This window comes from Allobosea sp. OAE752, assembly GCF_050433265.1.
GTDB classification, from domain to species: Bacteria; Pseudomonadota; Alphaproteobacteria; order Rhizobiales; family Beijerinckiaceae; genus Allobosea; species Allobosea spartocytisi.
Genome location: NZ_JBNPXO010000007.1, coordinates 53,855 through 71,147, shown reverse-complemented (window position 1 = coordinate 71,147; position 17,293 = coordinate 53,855). Strand labels below are relative to the sequence as shown.

The 17,293-nt window shown below is 65.5% G+C and carries 17 protein-coding genes; 8 read left to right on the top strand and 9 right to left on the bottom strand.

Annotated features, from left to right (window positions below):
* Positions 1-34: 34 nt before the first annotated feature.
* The 8 genes from GGC47_RS18585 to GGC47_RS18550 all read right to left on the bottom strand — a co-directional run bounded on the left by GGC47_RS18585 (position 35) and on the right by GGC47_RS18550 (position 8,916).
* Entirely contained in the window at positions 35-982 is a 948-nt protein-coding gene (locus tag GGC47_RS18585) for an ABC transporter permease (RefSeq protein ID WP_142023277.1), read from the bottom strand.
* Positions 979-2,148, bottom strand: a complete 1,170-nt coding sequence (locus GGC47_RS18580) for a quaternary amine ABC transporter ATP-binding protein (protein ID WP_142023276.1) — start codon at positions 2,146-2,148, stop codon at positions 979-981. The genes GGC47_RS18585 and GGC47_RS18580 overlap by 4 nt, the downstream gene beginning before the upstream one ends.
* Before the next feature lie 67 nt (positions 2,149-2,215).
* On the bottom strand, positions 2,216-2,530 hold the full coding sequence (locus GGC47_RS18575) for an NIPSNAP family protein (RefSeq protein WP_038367094.1): 315 nt from the start codon (positions 2,528-2,530) through the stop codon (positions 2,216-2,218).
* On the bottom strand, positions 2,527-3,336 hold the full coding sequence (locus GGC47_RS18570) for an alpha/beta fold hydrolase (protein ID WP_370954803.1): 810 nt from the start codon (positions 3,334-3,336) through the stop codon (positions 2,527-2,529). Before GGC47_RS18570 ends, GGC47_RS18575 begins: the two co-directional genes overlap by 4 nt.
* Before the next feature lie 41 nt (positions 3,337-3,377).
* Positions 3,378-4,463 carry an LLM class flavin-dependent oxidoreductase gene (locus GGC47_RS18565; RefSeq protein ID WP_429068592.1) on the bottom strand — a complete coding sequence of 362 codons (1,086 nt, stop codon included), beginning with the start codon at positions 4,461-4,463 and terminating at the stop codon, positions 3,378-3,380.
* 34 nt (positions 4,464-4,497) lie between these two features.
* Positions 4,498-6,009, bottom strand: coding sequence for an aldehyde dehydrogenase (locus tag GGC47_RS18560; protein WP_142023273.1), 1,512 nt, complete (start codon positions 6,007-6,009; stop codon positions 4,498-4,500).
* The gene (locus GGC47_RS18555; protein ID WP_429068591.1) at positions 6,006-7,007 is read right to left on the bottom strand and encodes a flavin reductase; all 1,002 of its coding nucleotides are present in this window, start codon (positions 7,005-7,007) and stop codon (positions 6,006-6,008) included. The genes GGC47_RS18560 and GGC47_RS18555 overlap by 4 nt, the downstream gene beginning before the upstream one ends.
* Before the next feature lie 106 nt (positions 7,008-7,113).
* Complete coding sequence (locus GGC47_RS18550) at positions 7,114-8,916, bottom strand: helix-turn-helix domain-containing protein (RefSeq protein ID WP_429068590.1); 1,803 nt, start codon at positions 8,914-8,916, stop codon at positions 7,114-7,116.
* 132 nt (positions 8,917-9,048) lie between these two features.
* On the opposite strand from GGC47_RS18550, the gene GGC47_RS18545 reads away from it, so the two are divergent.
* A complete protein-coding gene (locus GGC47_RS18545; protein WP_113251872.1) occupies positions 9,049-9,654 on the top strand; it encodes an amino acid synthesis family protein in 606 nt (201 codons plus the stop codon).
* 415 nt (positions 9,655-10,069) lie between these two features.
* On the opposite strand, the gene GGC47_RS18540 is transcribed toward GGC47_RS18545, so the two are convergent.
* On the bottom strand, positions 10,070-10,978 hold the full coding sequence (locus GGC47_RS18540) for a LysR family transcriptional regulator (protein WP_112762614.1): 909 nt from the start codon (positions 10,976-10,978) through the stop codon (positions 10,070-10,072).
* Positions 10,979-11,110: 132 nt separating this feature from the next.
* Here GGC47_RS18540 and GGC47_RS18535 point away from each other — a divergent pair, with 132 nt between their 5' ends.
* The 7 genes from GGC47_RS18535 to GGC47_RS18505 all read left to right on the top strand — a co-directional run bounded on the left by GGC47_RS18535 (position 11,111) and on the right by GGC47_RS18505 (position 17,291).
* The gene (locus GGC47_RS18535) at positions 11,111-11,770 is read left to right on the top strand and encodes an RraA family protein (RefSeq protein WP_133565758.1); all 660 of its coding nucleotides are present in this window, start codon (positions 11,111-11,113) and stop codon (positions 11,768-11,770) included.
* The gene (locus tag GGC47_RS18530) at positions 11,767-12,987 is read left to right on the top strand and encodes an aspartate transaminase (protein WP_429068589.1); all 1,221 of its coding nucleotides are present in this window, start codon (positions 11,767-11,769) and stop codon (positions 12,985-12,987) included. The genes GGC47_RS18535 and GGC47_RS18530 overlap by 4 nt, the downstream gene beginning before the upstream one ends.
* 15 nt (positions 12,988-13,002) lie before the next feature.
* Complete coding sequence (locus GGC47_RS18525) at positions 13,003-13,815, top strand: ABC transporter substrate-binding protein (RefSeq protein ID WP_429068588.1); 813 nt, start codon at positions 13,003-13,005, stop codon at positions 13,813-13,815.
* Between the two features lie 33 nt (positions 13,816-13,848).
* Positions 13,849-14,547, top strand: a complete 699-nt coding sequence (locus GGC47_RS18520; protein ID WP_113251875.1) for an amino acid ABC transporter permease — start codon at positions 13,849-13,851, stop codon at positions 14,545-14,547.
* A complete protein-coding gene (locus tag GGC47_RS18515) occupies positions 14,547-15,257 on the top strand; it encodes an amino acid ABC transporter permease (protein ID WP_377006863.1) in 711 nt (236 codons plus the stop codon). Before GGC47_RS18520 ends, GGC47_RS18515 begins: the two co-directional genes overlap by 1 nt.
* 7 nt (positions 15,258-15,264) lie before the next feature.
* Positions 15,265-15,993 (top strand): amino acid ABC transporter ATP-binding protein, encoded by a 729-nt coding sequence (locus GGC47_RS18510; RefSeq protein WP_429068587.1) that lies wholly within the window; start codon positions 15,265-15,267, stop codon positions 15,991-15,993.
* Between the two features lie 245 nt (positions 15,994-16,238).
* Positions 16,239-17,291 carry a LysR family transcriptional regulator gene (locus tag GGC47_RS18505; protein WP_185748065.1) on the top strand — a complete coding sequence of 351 codons (1,053 nt, stop codon included), beginning with the start codon at positions 16,239-16,241 and terminating at the stop codon, positions 17,289-17,291.
* The last annotated feature ends 2 nt before the right edge of the window (positions 17,292-17,293 follow it).

The window sequence follows — 17,293 nt, the reverse complement described above, 5'->3', positions numbered from 1 at the left end:
CTTTGTGGGCGGGTTCTTCGTTGAAATCGGTCGGTCACGCCGCCTGTCGGCTGGCCTCCGGCGGCGCAGGCGCGGTGATCTCCTCGCGGCGGTTTCCCCGCAGGAAGCGCATCAGCGCCTGAAGCAGGGAGGTGCGCTGATCACGTTTCGTCTCGGCGAGTTTCTGGGTGATGCGGTCGAGCATCATCGCCAGCAGGACGATGGCGATGCCGCCGATGGCGGCGCGGCCGACATCGAGCCTCCCGAGGCCCTGGAGCACGACGAGGCCGAGCCCTTCGGCGCCGATCATCGCGACGACGACCGACATCACCATCGCGGTCAGAACGGTCTGGTTGAGCCCACCGAGGATGGACGGGATCGCAAGCGGAAGCTGGATCTCCCAGAGCAACTGGCGGCTGTCCGCGCCGAAGGCGAGACCAGCCTCGACGATCTCGTGCTCGACCATGCGGATGCCGAGATTGGTGAAGCGGATCAGCGGGGGAGCCGCAGCAGTGACCACCGCGACCTCGCCCGGGACAGTGCCGACGCCGAACAGCATCACCACCGGCACGAGGTAAACGAAGGTAGGCGTAGTCTGCATGATGTCGAGGATTGGGCGGACGACGTTCCAGACCCGGTCGCTGCGGGCGCAGAGAATACCGATCGGGATGCCGATCACCGCGCAGAAAACGATCGCGGTCGTGATTAGCGAGAGCGTCGTCATCGCCTCGGTCCAGACGCCGAGCATGGCGATGACGATCAGAGACACGACGCTGAAGGCCGCGACGCCCCGGCCGGCGCTGCGCCAAGCGATCAAGCCGATCAGCAGGAGCATCGCGGGGAACGGAATCGCATGCAGCGCCCAGTCGTTGAAGCCGAGCAGACTTTCGACCGGCCATTTGATCGCCTGGAACAGCGGCCGCAGGTTCAGGGCCAGCCAGCGGACTCCGTCCTGGATCCACTGGTCGACCGGGAAGATCGCGAGATCGTCAGCCTTGATCATGCGGCTTCTCCCGGGCTCGGCAGGTTGGCGATACGGGCGAGTATCTGCTCCGCGCCGAGCAGACCGACGAGCTTGCCACTGTCGTCGACGACGCCCATGGCGTGATCGGCGCGGTAGCTGCGCGCGACATCGACGAGCCTGGCGCCCTCGGGAACGCAGAGATAAGGGCCACGCCCGGCCGGCAATTCGCCGGTCTGCTTCAGCGTGGCGATCTGGGCTTCGCCGAGTCCGGCGACCACATGCTCCTGCTGGTCGAGCAGGAGGCCGCCCCCGGCGCCTCCGACGACGATGCCGTTCGGCCCGCGCCAGAGCACGGTCGGCGCCTTCATCACCGAGTGTGCGTCGAACAGCCGTGCCCTGTCGACTTCGCGCGTGAAGGCGGCGACATAGTCGCTGCCCGGCTCGAGCACGATCGATTGCGGCGTGCCCTCGCGCACGAGCTTGCCTTCCGACATGATCGCGATGCGGGTGCCCAGCTTCAGCGCTTCCTGGAAATCATGGGTGATGAACAGGATGGTCTTGTTCAGCGTGCGCTGGAGGCGCAGCAACTCGTCCTGCATCTCGGTGCGGATCAGCGGATCAAGCGCGCTGAAGGCCTCGTCCATGATCAGGATGTCGGCATCGGTCGCGAGGGCCCGCGCGAGCCCCACACGCTGGCGCATGCCGCCCGACAGCTCATGCGGCAGGTGATAGCCCCAGCGCGCAAGCCCGACGACGGAGAGAATCTCCTCGGCGCGCTTGCGGCGCTGGGCCGGCGCGACGCCGCGCAGCTTCAGCCCGAACTCGACATTCTCGATGACGCGCTTGTTGGGCAGCAGCGCGAAGTGCTGGAACACCATCGACATCCGCGTGCGCCGGACCTCGCGCAGCGCCTTCTCGGAGAGCGGCACGATGTCCTGGCCGTCCAGCAGGATGCGCCCGGCGCTGGGCTCGTTCAGCCGGTTGACGCAGCGTGCGAGCGTCGATTTGCCGGAGCCGGACAGACCCATGATCATGTACATCGCGCCGGACGGGACGCTGAGCGAGACGCCATCGAGCCCAACAACCTGGCCGAGCTTCCCGAAGACGCTGTCCTTCGTGCCGCCGCCGCGCAGGATCTGCAGCGCCTCGGTCGGGTCCTTGGCGAAAACCTTGTAGAGGTTTTCGATACGCAGCCTTTCGCTCACCGCTGTTCCCCTTCTCATTGTCCGGTGGGGTCGACCTTCCGCCCGTTCTCCCAGGAGCGCTGCGCGGTCAGCGCAGCGGCGAAAAGTCGGTCGGCAGCAGGATCTTGTTCTCGGCCTGCTCGATGTTCTCGGAAAGCCTGGGCAGGAAGGCCTGCCAGCGCGGCTCGTCGGCAAGCTGCTGGCGCCTGCGCCGCCGGTCCTCCAGATCCTCATAGGCCCAAAGATGCGTGACCTGGCTGAGAGCACCGATCTCGGTGGTGAAGTAGCCGATAAGGCGGCCGAGGATGGGCTGCTGGATCGCGAGCCCTTCCTCGCGAACAAGCTTGAGATAGGTCCCCATCCTGCCCGTTCGGATGCGGTAGATGCGCTCCTCGACGATCACGCGCGGCCCTCCTCGGCGGCTTCGGTGAGAAAGCCCCGCATCAGCGCAGCAACCTGGCCGGGTGCCTCGTTCAGCAGGGAGTGACGCAGCCCCGGCAGGATGTGCAGCCGGGAGTCCGGAATGCGCTCATGCATGTAGCGCGACATGCGTGGGTTCGAGCCCTGATCGTGCTCGCCGGTCATGATCAGTGTCGGCAGCCGGATCTGGTCGATCAACCCGCCGAAATCAGTCTCGGCCAGCACGCGGTAGGCCGATGCGTAGCAATCGGGATCGTTCTCAGCGTTGCGGCGGCGGAGTTCGACGATCAGCTCGGGATTGCGCGCCTGAAAATCCTCGGTCAGCCAGCGCGACAGCGAGGCGTCGTAGTGCGAACCGCGATCGCCGGCCTTGAGCGCGGCGAGGCGCGCCAGCACGCGCTCCCGCTCCTCGTCGGTCCGGCCAGAGACCGTCGACAGCAGCACCAGCCGCCGCAGCCGCTCGGGGTGGGTCAGAGCGAGGCGCTGCGCGATCAGGCCGCCGAGCGAAAAACCGGCGAGATCGAAGCGGCCGAAGCCGGTGTGATCGGCAAGCGCGAGCACGTCGCCAGTGAAATCGTCGATCTCATAGCGGCCCTTGACCCGCGCCGAGCGGCCATGGCCGCGCAGGTCGAAGCTCAAGATGCGGAAGCGGTCGGACAGCCGCGTGATCACCCCGTCCCAGGACTCGCAATAGGAGCCGACGCCATGAACCAGCACGAGCGGCAGACCGCCCGAGCCGCTCAGCCGGTAGTTCAGCTCGACGCCGTCGCGAAGGAGCGTGCCGCTCACGTCAGGCGCCTGTGTCAGGGCAGCCGCATCCGCCATCGCCGTCAGGCCCCGACCGCAGCGAAGCGCGGACGGGCGGCCTCGCGTTCGCGGGCTGCGAAATGCGGCATCACCTCGTCGATGAAGAGCCTGAGCGTCCGGACCTGCAACTCGAAGGGCAGATTGTAGGAGAGGCCAAGACAGAACTGGTCGACACCGGCGGCCTCGTAGACCTCGAGCTTGGAGATGACCTCTTCCGGCGTGCCGAAGACGAGGTTATCGCGGATCGCCTTTGGGTCGTAGCTGCCGCGATTGGCGACCGTCTCGAATGGCACGGCCTCGGGGAAGCCGTTCTTCACCGTACCGATATTCTGCATCAGATTCTCGAAATAGCGCCCGTAATCGACGCTGTATCGGACGATCTCCTGCCAATCCTGCCTGCTGTCATAGACGCAGGTGCGGCGCTGCATCATGAATTTCGGGCGCGGGCGCTCGGGATTATCGGCGCAGGCCTTGCGGAACTTCTCGGCGAGTACTCCGATCTCCGCAACAGGCGCCGAAAGCGGGGTCGAGAGGATACTGGCGCCAATGCCGACGGCCCAGTCGAAGGTGCCGGGATCGCGCGCCGCGACCCAGATGCGCGGATGCGGCTTCTGCAGCGGCTTGGGTACCGAGGTCGCGAGCGGGAACCGCCAGTAATGCCCGTCATGGGCGTAGTCGCCCGCCCAGAGCTTTTGAACCGCGGGGACGAGTTCCTTCATATAGGCGACGCCCTCCTGCTGGGGCATGCCACCGGCCATGCGGTCAAACTCGTATTGATAAGCGCCGCGCGCGATGCCGATTTCGAGGCGGCCGCCGGTCAGGTGGTCGCAGAGCGCCGCCTCGCCGGCCAGCCGGATCGGCGACCAGTAGGGCGCGACCAGCGTCGCCGTGCCCAGCCTGATCCGGCTGGTATGCTGGGCGAGCCAGCCCAGCGTCTGGAACGGATTCGGCGAGATCGTGCATTCGATGGTGTGATGCTCGGCGGTCCACAACGTCTCGAAGCCGCCCTCGTCGGCCATGCGGGCAAGCCCCAGCATGTTGGACATGGCGTCCTGCATCGATTCATCGGGTGAAAAGCGCTCCATATTGATCGAGAGAGCGAATTTCATGGCTTGCCTCCGTGCAAACGTGCGGGACAGCGCATCAGCGCAGGCGGATGACGAACGGGTCCTGCATGGCACCCGAGTAGTCGATGACGACGTTCTTCAGGCGCGAGAACTCGCGCATGACCTCGAAGCCGCCGCGGCGGCCATAGCCGCTCTTCTTCGTGCCTCCGTTCGCAGACATGAAGGCGGCCGAGCGGTAGGTGTTGATCCAGACGGTGCCAGCCTCGACATTGCGGGCGAAGCGCATGGCTCGGTCGATATCGCGGGTCCAGATACCGGAAGCGAGCCCGTATTCGCTGTCGTTGGCGAGCGCGATCATTTCCTCCTCGCTCGAAAAGGGCACGACACCGACGACGGGGCCGAAGATCTCGTTGCGCATGAAACTCATGTCGTTGCGCGCTTCGGTCAGCACCGTCGGCTCGTAGTACCAGCCGCGCGCCAGCGCCTCGTTCTGCGGCTTGCGGCCGCCGACGGCGATCCTGGCGCCCTCGCGCACGCCGGAGCCGACGAAATGCTCGACCTTGTCGAGTTGCGCCGCGAGCGCGAGCGGCCCGATATCGGTGTCCTCGGCCATGGGATGGCCGACCTTGACGCGCCTGGTGCGCTCGACCAGCGCCTCGACGAAGCGGTCATAGACCGGCGCCTCGACGAAGCAGCGGGAACCGGCGACGCAGGTCTGGCCGGCCGCAGCGAAGATGCCGGAGACGACGCCGTTGACCGCGCGCTCGATGTCGACATCCGAGAACACGACATGAGGCGACTTGCCGCCGAGTTCCATTTGGCAGGGCACGAGATTGCCCGCTGCGTTTCCGGCGATCTTGCGGCCGGTGTCGGTCGAGCCGGTGAAGACGTATTTCGCGATGCCGGGATGGCGGGTCAGCGCATCACCGGTGGTCATGCCGTCGCCGGTGACGACATTGACGACGCCAGGCGGAATGCCGGCCTCGATCACCAGTTCCGCCAGCGCCAGCGCCGAGGCCGTGGCATGCTCGGAGGGCTTGACCACGATCGTGTTGCCGATGGCGAGGCAGGGCGCCAGCGTGCCCGTCAGCATCATCAGCGGCGAATTCCAGGGGATGATCATCGCGACGACGCCGATCGGCTCGCGCAGGTTGAAGTTCAGCGTGTCGAGCTTGTTGACCGGGATCGTGTCGCCCTGGAGCTTGTCGGCCATCCCCGCGAAGTAGCCGTAGGAGTCCGGGATCGCCCGCATCTGGGCGCGCATCTCCTTGATCAGCTTGCCGTTGTCGCGGCATTCGAGCTGGGCCAATTCCTCGGCATGGGCCAGAACGAGCTCACCGAGCCGGCGTACCAGCTTGCCGCGATCGGTCTGCGTCATGCGCCGCCAGGCCGGGTTGATCAGCGCGGCGCGGGCCGAGCGGACGGCGGCGTCGACATCGCCGGCATCGCCCAGGGCGAACTCGTACCATGGCTCGGCCGTGGTCGGATCATAGCTCGGCGCGTAGACGCCACCTTGCGGCGCGACGAAGGAGCCGTCGATGAAATGCCCGATGCGCGAGCCCTGAAGGGTTTCGACCGTCGTCTTCATGATGCGCCGCCGCGCTCCCAGAGTTGCGGAATGCCGGCCCAGGGCCGGGTGTCCTCGACCATCGCGAAGCGTCCGCCGTCATGGGAATCGATGTAGATGCCAAAGCGGCGGCCGTTGCTCTCGCTGACATAGCGGCGAAGAACGCTGCGGGTTTCCCGTGTCAGGATCTGCTCGTAGGGCAACTCGTCGAAGCCGAAGAAGCGCACGCCCTCGGGCAGGCAAATGTCGCCGGCATTACCTGCGAGTCGCGCCCGGTAGACAAGATGACCTGGATCGCCATCGGCGACGTCGAACACCGAATAGAGGAAGGTGTCCTCCGGCAGCAGCGGCAGGCTCTCGCCATTGGCGAGCGGCAGCCTTCCGTCGAGAATGCGGCGTGTCGCTCGCGGCAGGGCCCAGCCGCCATCGCCCTCGCGGCAGAGCAGGAGCCTGCCGTCGGACTCGACGAGGTAGTTGACGATCATGCTGCTCGACGCGAGCCAGCCCGGCGGCAGCGGGTCCTTCACCGCCGCATAGCGGCCGCGGCAGAAGGCCAGCGGCGCGGAGGGGCTGGTGCCGAATGCCTGCACCTGGCCGATCAGCACGATGTGGTCGCCGGCATCGACGCGCTGGTGCAGGCTGCAGTCGAACCAGGTCAGGCAATCGCCGAGTACGGGCGCGCCGGTATGGACGCTGTCATAAGCGACGTTGGCGAATTTATCCGGAGATTTGGAGGCGAAGAGGTTCGAGAGATCCTTCTGCTCCTCCTGCAGCAGGTTGACCGCGAAGCAATCCGCCGTTTCGAAGGCGGGAAAGCTCGACGCCCCCTTGCCGACGCAAACCAGCAACAAGGGCGGATCCAGCGAGACGGAGGTGAAGGAATTCGCGGTCATGCCGCGCGGACGACCCTCGGTGTCGTGCGTCGTGACGATCGTGACGCCAGTCAGGAAGGTCCCAAAAGCCCGCCGCAAGGCGACGGGGTCGATCGTGGTGGAATGTTGGGGCGCCGTCGCCAGCATGGCGATCCTCTTCGGTGCTCGTCACCAATGAGGATGAGGCTAGGCAGCCGCCCGCAGCCTTTCTTCCTCCGAAACGGAGGACACGCAGGCAAAAGGATTCGCCGCTTCAGGGGTAAGCGGCGGTTCGGCCTTCAATGACGTCGTGCATCTTCAACGCCAGTTCGAGGGTAAAGCGCCTTTCCGGCGTGTCCGGATTGATCTGGAACAGTTCCTCGATCCGGGCGAGCCGATAGCGCAGCGTCGTGACGTGCAGCCCCATCGCATCGGCGCAGGGTTGGCTGCGGCAGCCGGCGCGCAGATAGGCCGTCAGCGTTTCCAGATAGGGCGTGCCATGCTCGCGATCATGCGATGCTACCCGGCCGATGCTGCCCTCGACGAAGGCCCGCACCTCGGCCGAATCGGCGGCGCCAATCAGCATCGGCAAAGGGCCGAAATCGAGCGCCGAAAGCACGCCGCTGCGCCGGAAGCTGCGCGCGATCCGCAGCATTCGCCAGGCCCGCTCCCATTCTCCGGAATAGGCGTCGAGCCCGTCACAGACGCCGCCGATGACGGCGATGGGCTCGCCACGCGGGCCATGGCGCAGCGTTTCGACCAGGCGCTGCGCGAAACGGTCGAGCCGCTCTCGCTCCTCGCCCGCCTGCGCTGGGAGCAGGCAGACCAAGCCGGTTCCGATCGTGATGACATGGCAGCTCAGGCCATGTTGCCGCGCGAGCCGCTGGACGCTTTGATGGGCTTCCAGCGGCTCGCGCTCGCCGCCTGCGGCACCGGGAAGATCCACGACCAGCATCCGCAGCGCGCGCGACAGTGGCAGGCCGAGATGGCGCGCGCGGCGCGCGATGTCCTCCGGATCGCGCCAGCGCCGTTCGACGATCTCGAAGAATAACTCGGTCAGCGTGCGTGTCTCGAAGCGGAACTGGATCACGCTGCGCATCATCTGGACGCTCAGCGCGAATTTGGCGCTGTCCAGCATGAGCCGCCGCAGATCGTCGCCCGGCTCGGCGTCGAACAGGACGAGGGCACCGACGATATCCGCATCGACGCTCAAGGGCTCGATCAAGGCAGGCAAGACCAGCTTTCCGCCGTTGGCTTCGATGGAGATGCTGCCAATTTTTGCCTCGCCGTCGGCCACCGCGGCCTTGACCGTGGCGATGACGGGATCGGCCTGCCCCGTCGCCAACAAGGTGCGCCACGCAGCTTCGTCATAGGAGACGGGGGCTGGCGAACCTGCGGCGACGAGTCCGTTTTCGGCGAAATCCACCACAAGCACCGCGCATCGCAGCAACTCGTCGAGCCGAGCCGCCAGGGCCTCCGCCGATCCGCCCGACAGGACTTCCTGCAGCAAGGCTCCCTGGGCATGCAGCGCGCGACGCTGCTCCTCTGCTGCGCGCCGCTCTGCCCATAAACGATGCTCGCGCTCGACTGCGATCGCGCCGAGATGGGCGATCATGCCCATGAAGGCGAGGTCGTCGGAGGGCAGCGGCTTGATGTCGCGCGAGATGAGGCTCAGCACCATCGGGCGCCCTTCGGCATCGACGCTGGTCAGCGGCATCACCAGAACCGAACGGTAGTCGCGCTCGAAGGCCTCGCGCCGGTAGCCCGGGAATTCCTCCGAGGCCCGTGCGTCGGGGATGTAGACCGGCTCTCCCGTCCGCAACGCCAAGAGCGCCGGGCTCGTCGCCAGTTCCCAGCGATCCTCGAGCTGGCGTCGCAGCAGCGTCGGGTCATGACGCACGGAGACATGGGCGTAGCCATGCCCTACGTCGATCGACATGATCGAGCCCATGCTCCAGCCGCCATGGTCACAGGCCGCCTTGACCAGGTCGAACAGGATGCCGGGGAGATCGACGCCGGAGTTGATCCGGCTCGCCACCTCCCTGAGCGAATGCATTTGCGAAACAGGCGTAAGCACTTCGTCCCCCTTCCTATCTTGCGCAGCCTCGCAGCATTCCAACGGCCAAGCTTCCTCGCAATCATAGGAAGACATCCGGCTGACGAACACTAGCCTCGGCCGTCATCGCCACTGAGCTGTCGGGAGAGGGCCATGGATATCGGGGTGCGCAAGATCGCGACCTTCGTCGAGGAGACGATAATCGAGGGGGGCAAGGCGGCGCCGCGTCCGATCACCATGACGGTTGTCGCGGCAGTGGTGAAGAACCCCTGGGCCGGCCAGGGCTTCGTCGAGAACCTTCGTCCCGAGATCATGCGCATCGCGCGCCCGCTCGGCCTGGAGATGACGCGCCGGCTGATCGCCGTGCTGCCGGGGGAGCGGGTCGAAGCCTATGGCAAGGCCGCGATCGTCGGCGTAAATGGCGAGATCGAGCACGCTTCGGCGCTCATCCATACGCTGCGCTTCGGCAACACCTTCCGCGAGGCGGTCTCGGGAACCGCCTTCCTGAGCTTCACCAACACGCGCACCGCGCCGGGCGCGCTGATTTCGCTGCCTATGATCCACAAGAGCGAGACCGGCAAGCGTTCGCATTTCATCACGGCAACCTTCCAGATCGCCGATGCGCCCGGCCCCGACGAGATCGTCGTCGCGATCGGCGCCTCCGATGGCGGCCGCGCCCATCCGCGCATCGCCGACCGCTTCGAGGATATGAAGGAGATGGAGGCGGAGCTAACAGCACCTGAGCTCGTCAGCATCTGATCGAATCCGATGGTGGCAGACGCCATCGGCCTCATCTGTGCGAATGCGGTCCATGCCGGCGCCGATGCACAGCGCGGTGGGCCATCGAGACAATCCTGGCACACAGGGGCGTGGCGCCTTCGCAATGGCCCCGACCTAAGGCATCGGTGCGCTCGTGGGCGCCTGGTTTGATCGGCATCTATATGAGGCGACTGGCGTCGAGCTATCTTGAGGCTACATAAACTTGCATGTTTCCGATGGGAGGCAGCATCCCTCGCCAGCACATCGCGCTGCGCGCTCCCATCTTGCGCCGTATGTAAACATTGGCACGATGCCCGGAAGCAGACATTCGTTCAGGCACACCCTGGTGTCGGTGTCGGATTTAGACGGATATTTCTCACTCGCAGGCGAGCGACGAAGGCGTCCGCCTCAGCACTCAATCCCGCGGCAGGCTGCGGGCGCTGAAGTCACAGGATTGCTGAGCGATTGCCGCAATGCGCGCGGCGAGCGGCGAGATGTCGCCCTTGCGGTGCACCGCATGGTAACGGAGCGGTGGAATCGGCGGCTCGGTCCGGATGACGCGCAGCCGGCCGTTGGCGATCTCCGGGCCGAAATAGCTGGCCGTCAGGAAGGTGACGCCCAATCCGGCGGCGGCAAGGGCTGCCAGCACGTTCAGGCTGTTGCATTGAACGATGTGGTTGATCGCGAGTCCATTGGCCACCGCCCAGTCGAGCACCAGCTTCTGCAGGCCGGAGCCCTGGGTCTGCGTCAGGATCGGATAACGCGCCATCTCGCCGAGCGGGATCAGGTTCTCCTCCGGACCGAAGCCCGGCGCCGACACCCATTCGAGCTGAACCGTATCGAGCGGCAATGCCGTGAATTCCGGCGTTTGCGGGGGATCCAGCGCGATGACGAGGTCGAGCTCGGTGGCCGCCAGCTTGCCGAACAGGTCGACGCTGGCCGCGACTTCGGGAACGGGCACGACATTGGGGTAGTCGTGCTTCATCGCGACGATCAGCTTTGGCAACCAGGTCAGGGCGACGAGCTCGGTCGTGCCGAAGCGGAACGGCCCCGAGAAGGTCGCGGCCCCGCCGGCCGCCTCACGGAAGCGCGGTTCCAGCGCGAGCATCTCTGTGGCGATCGGCAGGCTCGCCTCGCCGGCCCGGGTCAGGCGCAAGGCATGGCTCGTGCGGTCGAAGAGGGGTCCGCCGATCACGGCCTCGAGTTCGATGATCCGCTTCGACACCGTCGATTGAGCCAGATTGAGATGCCGCGACGCCTCGGTGAAGCCGCCAAGTCTGGCGGTCCAGTAGAAGGCCTCGATCTGCCTCAGACTCGCCGGCATCGCTTTCCCCCATCGCTCGGCGCCACTTCATGATGAAGAAAAGCGATAGCTTGTGAGAAATATATTCGCTTTCTGTCATTCTCGCCATGTCACATGATTCCCGAAACCAAGCTCTTGGGGACGGAATCTTCCATGTCGTTGATCGGCCACCGTACCAATCCGAACAGCCCTGCGGTGCCGGAGGCGATCCTCGACGGCTTCCGGACCGCCCCCGTCTCGATCATCTCCGACGTGATGAACCGCCTGCATGGGACCAGGGCGCTGCGGCCCTATCATCGCTCCGGCCGACTTCTCGGGACGGCGGTGACGGTGAAGACGAGACCGGGCGACAACCAGACCCTGCACCGCGCCTATGAGCTGCTGCGCCCGGGCGATATCCTCGTCGTCGATGGTGGTGGCGACCTGACCCAGGCGCTCGTCGGCGAGATCATGATGAGCCGGGCGCGGGCGATGGGTGTCGCCGGCTTCGTCATCGACGGGGCGATCCGCGACGTCGATGCGTTCCAGCAGGCGGATTTTCCCTGTTACGCCCGCGGCGTGACCCATCGCGGCCCCTATAAGAGCGGGCCGGGCGAGATCAACGTCCCGGTCTCGATCGACGGCATGGTGGTGATGCCGGGTGACGTCGTGGTCGGCGATGCGGACGGCATCGTCGCCTTCGATCGTACCGACGCGGCCGGGCTCCTCGAACTGGTGCGCCAGCAGGAAGAGCGCGAGGCGAACGCGCTCGCCGCGATCGCGGAAGGACGCGTCGACAGCTTCTACATGAAGACCGGAAAGGCTGCGTCGTGACGGTACCGGCCATCCCGCTTTCCGCGCGCGTCGGCCGGATCAAGCCCTCGCCCAGCATGGTGGCGCGACTGCGAGCCCAGGAGCTGAAGGCGCAGGGGCGCGACATCATCGACCTCACCACCGGAGAGCCCGATTTCGACACGCCTGCCCATATCCGGGAAGCGACGACCGCCGCCATGGCGGCCGGCGAGACCCGCTATGCGCCGGTCAACGGCACGCTCCACCTGCGCAAGGCGATCATCGCCAAGTTCGCGCGGGAGAACGGCGTGACCTACGCCGCCGACGAGATCGTGGTCGGCAGCGGCGCCAAGCAGGTGATCTTCAACGCCCTGGCGGCGACCATCGGCGAGGGCGACGAGGTCATCGTGCCCGCGCCCTATTGGGTATCCTATCCCGACATGGTGCTGGCCTGCGACGGCACGCCCGTCATCGTCGCCTGTGGCGAAAATACCGGCTTCAAGCTCACCGCCGAGACGCTCGAAGCCGCGATCACGCCGCGCACGCGCTGGCTGATCCTGAACACGCCGTCGAACCCGACCGGCGCCTTCTACTCCGCCGACGAGATGACGGCGCTGACCGAGGTGCTGAAGCGCCATCCTCACGTCGCGCTGATGACGGACGACATCTACGAGCATATCCGCTTCGACGGCGGCGAGCCGGTCTGCCCGGTCGCGATTGCGCCCGAACTGCGCGAGCGCACTTTGCTCGTCAACGGCGTCTCCAAGACCTATGCCATGACCGGCTTCCGCATCGGCTACGGCGCCGGACCGAAGGCACTGGTCAAGGCGATCAACGTCATCCAGTCGCAGACGACCTCAGGCGCGGCCTCGATGTGCATGGCGGCGGCCGCAGCGGCACTCGAAGGTGACCAGAGCTTTGTCGGCGAGGCCCGCTCGGCCTATCGACAGCGGCGCGACCGCGCGGTCGAATTGCTCGACGCGATCGACGGGATGAGCTGCCGCAAGCCCGACGGCGCCTTCTACGTCTATCCGAGCTGCACTGGGTTGATCGGCCGGCGCCGGCCGGACGGGCGGGTGCTGCAGAGCGACCTCGATGTCGCGCTTTACTTGCTCGAAGACGCCGGCGTCGCCGTCCTCGACGGCTCGGCCTATGGGCTCTCGCCCTATCTGCGCCTGTCGATCGCGACTTCGCTCGGCGCGATCGAGGAGGCTTGCGCCCGCATCAAGACGGCCTGCGACGCATTGCAACGATCATAACAACAGGGGATCACGATGAAGCTCTTCTCGGCTCTCGGCCTTGCGGCCGCCCTCGCCGCCGGCCTCTCCGGAGCCGCCCAGGCCGACCAGCTCGCCGACATCAAGGCGCGCGGCAAGCTGATCTGCGGCACGCTCGGCACCTCCGAACCATTCTCCTTCCAGCACCCGCAGACCCGCGAGATCGTCGGCTACGATGTCGACATCTGCAAGAAGGTCGCGGACGCGGTCGGTGTTCCGCTTGAGCTGAAGAGCATCGCCGTCGAGGCGCGCATTCCCGAATTGCTGCAGGGCCGGGTCGACATCCTCGCCGCCAATCTCGGCTATACGCCCGAGCGCGCCCAGCAGATCGACTTCTCCCATTCCTATTTCGTCAGCCAGCAGAAGCTGCTGACCACCAAGGAAACCGGCATCACCTCGCTGGAAGGGCTGGCCGGCAAGAAGATCACGGCGATCAAGGGCTCGTCTTCCGAACAGGGCGTGCGCCGGCTGATCCCGACTGCCGAGACTGTGACCTTCCAGGACACCTCCTCCGCCTTCCTGGCGCTGGCGCAGGACAAGGTCGATGCCTTCTGCGGCTCGGAGCTCATCCTGGTGAAGCTCGCCAAGCAGTCGAAGGTGCCGATGGTCGTGATCGAGAAGTCGCTTTTCGTCGAACCCTGGGGGCTCGGCCTGCGCAAGGGCGAAACGGCCTTCAAGACGCTGGTCAACGAAACCCTCGCCAAGGCCGCGGACTCCGGCGAGATCGACAAGATCTTCTCGAAGTGGTTCGGCCCGGGCACGGCCTTCGACATCAAGCGCGACTACAAGATCGAAGAGATCAGGGGCTGATCTGACGGCAGGGCATCGGAGGGGAGCCGATCGATGGGCTATGTCTTCGATATCGGCAGCGTGCTGACCGGGAAATATCTCGACTGGTTCCTGATCGGCATCGCCACCACGCTGGCGCTGACGGCGGTCGCCTGGTGCCTCGCCATGGCGATGGGGATCGTCCTGACGCTTGTCCGGATGATTCCGTTCCCGCCGCTCGGCTGGTTCGTGGCTCTGTATGTCGAGTACCACCGCAACGTGCCGCTGCTGGTCCAGATCTTCGTCTGGTATTTCGGCGTGCCCTCGCTGCTGCCGCGCCCTGCCCGGCAGTGGATCAACGCCCATCACGGCGAATTCCTGCTGGCGGCGATCGCGCTCGGCCTCGCTGCGGCGGCCTATGTCGCCGAGGACATCCGCAGCGGTATTCGCTCGATCCCGAAGGCCCAGTACGAGTCGGCCCGCTCGATGGGCTTCGGCTATCTCGGCGCCATGGGCTATGTCGTGCTGCCGCAGGCGCTGCGCATCGCCGTGCCGCCGCTGATCAACCAGACCCTGCTGCTGTTCAAGAACACCAGCCTCGCCATGGCGATCGGCGTCGGCGAGCTGACCTATCGGACGCGCGAGGTCGAGAGCTACACCTTCAAGACCTTCGAGGCCTTCGCGGTCGCGACCGCGATCTATCTCGCCATCTCCTTCGGCATCATGGCGCTGGGCAGCTGGTCCGGCCATCGCCTCAGGCTCGAGACGCGCTGATGCTCGAGATCCTGCAGAACAACTGGCTGCTCTTCCTTGTCGGGCAGTATCCGCACGGGCCGATCGGCGGCCTCGTCATGACGCTGTTCATGGCCGCACTCTCGCTGGCGCTGTGCTTTCCCTTCGCGATCGGCCTGGCGCTGGCGCGTCTCAGCCCCTATCGCTGGCTGCGCCTGCCGGCGACCGCGATCGTGCACACGGTGCGCGGCCTGCCGCTGATCATGTTCATCTTCTGGACCTATTTCTTCTCGCCGCTGATCATCGGTCGGGCGGTCGGCGGGGTCGAGACGCTGGTGATCGCGCTCGTCGTCTACGAAGCCGCCTATCTCTCCGAGATCATCCGCGCCGGCATCGAGGGGCTGCCCAGGGGCCAGACCGAGGCTGCGACCTCGCTCGGCCTGCGCTACTGGCCGACGACGATCAAGGTCGTGCTGCCGCAGGCGCTGCACAACATGCTGCCGAGCATGGTCAGCCAGTTCGTTTCGACCATCAAGGAGACCTCGCTGGGCTACGTCATCAGCGCCCATGAGCTCACCTTCGCGGCGGCGCAGGTCAACAACGTCCTGCTGACCCAGCCCTTCGAGGTCTACGGCATCCTGGCGCTGACCTATTTCGCGCTCTGCTTCGCGCTGACCTCGCTGGCGCGCCTGATCGAGCGGCGCATCTCGGCCGGCCGTGGTGGCGCGCCCGGCATCGTCGTCGCGGCGTGAGGAAGCCATGATCCGCTTTGAAAACGTCGACAAATGGTTCGGGACGCTTCAGGTGCTCGCCGGAATCTCCGGCGAGGTCAGCCGCGGCGAGGTCAAGGTGCTGGTCGGCCCGTCCGGCTCGGGCAAGTCGACCCTGATCCGCACCGTGACCCGTCTGGAGACCATCCAAGGCGGGCGCGTGCTTGTGGACGACGCCGACATCGCCGCCCGGAGCGTCGACATCAACCGATTGCGCCAGCGCGTCGGCTTCGTCTTCCAGGCCTATAACCTGTTCCCGCATCTCAGCGCGCTCGGCAACATCACGCTCGGCCTGACCAAATTGCGCGGCCTGTCGAAGGCGGCGGCATGCGAGCGCGCCATGGAGGAACTTGCCCGAGTCGGGCTGACCGAGAAGGCAAACGAGATGCCCGGCCTGCTCTCGGGCGGGCAAAGGCAGCGCGTCGCCATCGCCCGCTCGCTGGCGATGGACCCGGAAGTCATGCTGTTCGACGAGCCGACCTCCGCGCTCGATCCCGAAATGGTCGGCGAGGTACTGGCCGCAATGAAGCGGCTCGCAGCCGCGGGTATGACCATGATCTGCGTCACCCACGAGATCGGCTTCGCCCGCGAGGTCGCGGACGAGATTTGGTTCATGGAAACCGGCAGGGTGATCGAGCGTGGTAAACCGGCGGAACTCGCGGGTCGCGCAGCGCAGTCACGACTGGGAGCATTCCTCCAGAAAGTCGGCGCGACCTGAGTGTCTGGCGAAGATAGGGACCTCGATGGCAGCCATCAGGGAGCGTAACCCACGGCAACAGAACGATTTCCCGGGAACCGAGCACCACAACCAGACATTGGGGCACTGCCCGGAAGCGGACACCGACGAGGGAGCGAGCGGTGATTGCGATGACGCACCTCAAACTGCAACCTGCCCCGCCGATGCGTGCCGGGACAAGCCCACCGATTGACAGTCGCCTAACGTAATCGCGCCTTATGGACGGAATGGCGAGAGCTGTTCGCCATCAGGATCGCAATCCCTATGACTTTTTGACGGGAAACCAGGCGGTTGCATGGCTATCGGAGCATCCGGTGATTCCTAAATTGGTGGGTTCGACCACGCTGCGCTACTTCTCCGAGGTGGCCGAGCGTGGCTCCTTTCGCGCTGCGGCGGAATCCCTGCGCATCGCGGCGTCGGCGATCAACCGGCAGGTCAGCAATCTCGAGACCGATCTCGGCGTCAAATTGTTCGAAAGGGCGCGCGGTCGAGCCGGGCTGCAACTGACGGAAGCGGGACGCATCCTGCAGTCCCGCCTGCGTTCGGCGATCAACGAACTGCGCATGGCAAACGATGAAATTATTGCGCTGCAGGGTCTCGGGCGCGGGCACGTGACGGTCGGATTCAACGATGTGATCGTAAACACCATATTGCCGGAGGCAATCAAAGATTTTCATCAGGCCCATCCAAATATAACCTTCGACGTCAAGGTCGACAGCACGCGGGAGCTCGTTTCGCGGCTGAAGGATGGCGATATAGATTTCGCAGTTGCTTATAATTTCTCCCCGGAAGCAGAGCTTTCATACATGGAGAGTATCCCTCTCAAGATGTATATGATCGCCTCGCCTGATCATCCTCTCGCGGCGCGTCCGTCCGTCACGCTTTCAGACCTCGGCGGACACAATCTCATCTTGCCCGATGGCTCGGGGTTTATACGGCAGATATTCAATATCGCATTCGGCGGCTCCAAGGCACGGGTCAACCAGATCGTGCAGACGAACTCCTTCGAGCTGATCCATTCGCTTGTGGAATGCGGGGTCGGGGTCAGCGTCGTGACCGGGCGAGAGCAAAAGGAGGATCGGGGGCGACTGAGCCATGTCGAAATCGACGACGCTCTTCTTTCGCGGAATGTGCTCGCCTGCTGCAAATTGCCCGACCGCGACCTGTCGCCGGCCGCCGCGGCGTTCGCTGCAGCCGTGTGCGATGCCTTGAGAGCGTTCGAGCAACGCGAATCCCGCTCGGGCCAAGACGGGGAAGGCGGGGAAGGCGAAAGACCCTGACC

Bases quoted from the DNA above. Each gene is read 5' to 3' on its own strand.
- GGC47_RS18510 (WP_429068587.1), top strand. From the start codon at position 15,265: ATGATCCGCTTTGAAAACGTCGACAAATGGTTCGGGACGCTTCAGGTG.
- GGC47_RS18565 (WP_429068592.1), bottom strand. From the start codon at position 4,463: ATGAAATTCGCTCTCTCGATCAATATGGAGCGCTTTTCACCCGATGAA.
- GGC47_RS18505 (WP_185748065.1), top strand. From the start codon at position 16,239: ATGGCGAGAGCTGTTCGCCATCAGGATCGCAATCCCTATGACTTTTTG.
- GGC47_RS18525 (WP_429068588.1), top strand. From the start codon at position 13,003: ATGAAGCTCTTCTCGGCTCTCGGCCTTGCGGCCGCCCTCGCCGCCGGC.
- GGC47_RS18540 (WP_112762614.1), bottom strand. From the start codon at position 10,978: ATGCCGGCGAGTCTGAGGCAGATCGAGGCCTTCTACTGGACCGCCAGA.
- GGC47_RS18520 (WP_113251875.1), top strand. From the start codon at position 13,849: ATGGGCTATGTCTTCGATATCGGCAGCGTGCTGACCGGGAAATATCTC.
- GGC47_RS18560 (WP_142023273.1), bottom strand. From the start codon at position 6,009: ATGAAGACGACGGTCGAAACCCTTCAGGGCTCGCGCATCGGGCATTTC.
- GGC47_RS18585 (WP_142023277.1), bottom strand. From the start codon at position 982: ATGATCAAGGCTGACGATCTCGCGATCTTCCCGGTCGACCAGTGGATC.
- GGC47_RS18555 (WP_429068591.1), bottom strand. From the start codon at position 7,007: ATGCTGGCGACGGCGCCCCAACATTCCACCACGATCGACCCCGTCGCC.
- GGC47_RS18535 (WP_133565758.1), top strand. From the start codon at position 11,111: ATGTCGTTGATCGGCCACCGTACCAATCCGAACAGCCCTGCGGTGCCG.
- GGC47_RS18515 (WP_377006863.1), top strand. From the start codon at position 14,547: ATGCTCGAGATCCTGCAGAACAACTGGCTGCTCTTCCTTGTCGGGCAG.
- GGC47_RS18545 (WP_113251872.1), top strand. From the start codon at position 9,049: ATGGATATCGGGGTGCGCAAGATCGCGACCTTCGTCGAGGAGACGATA.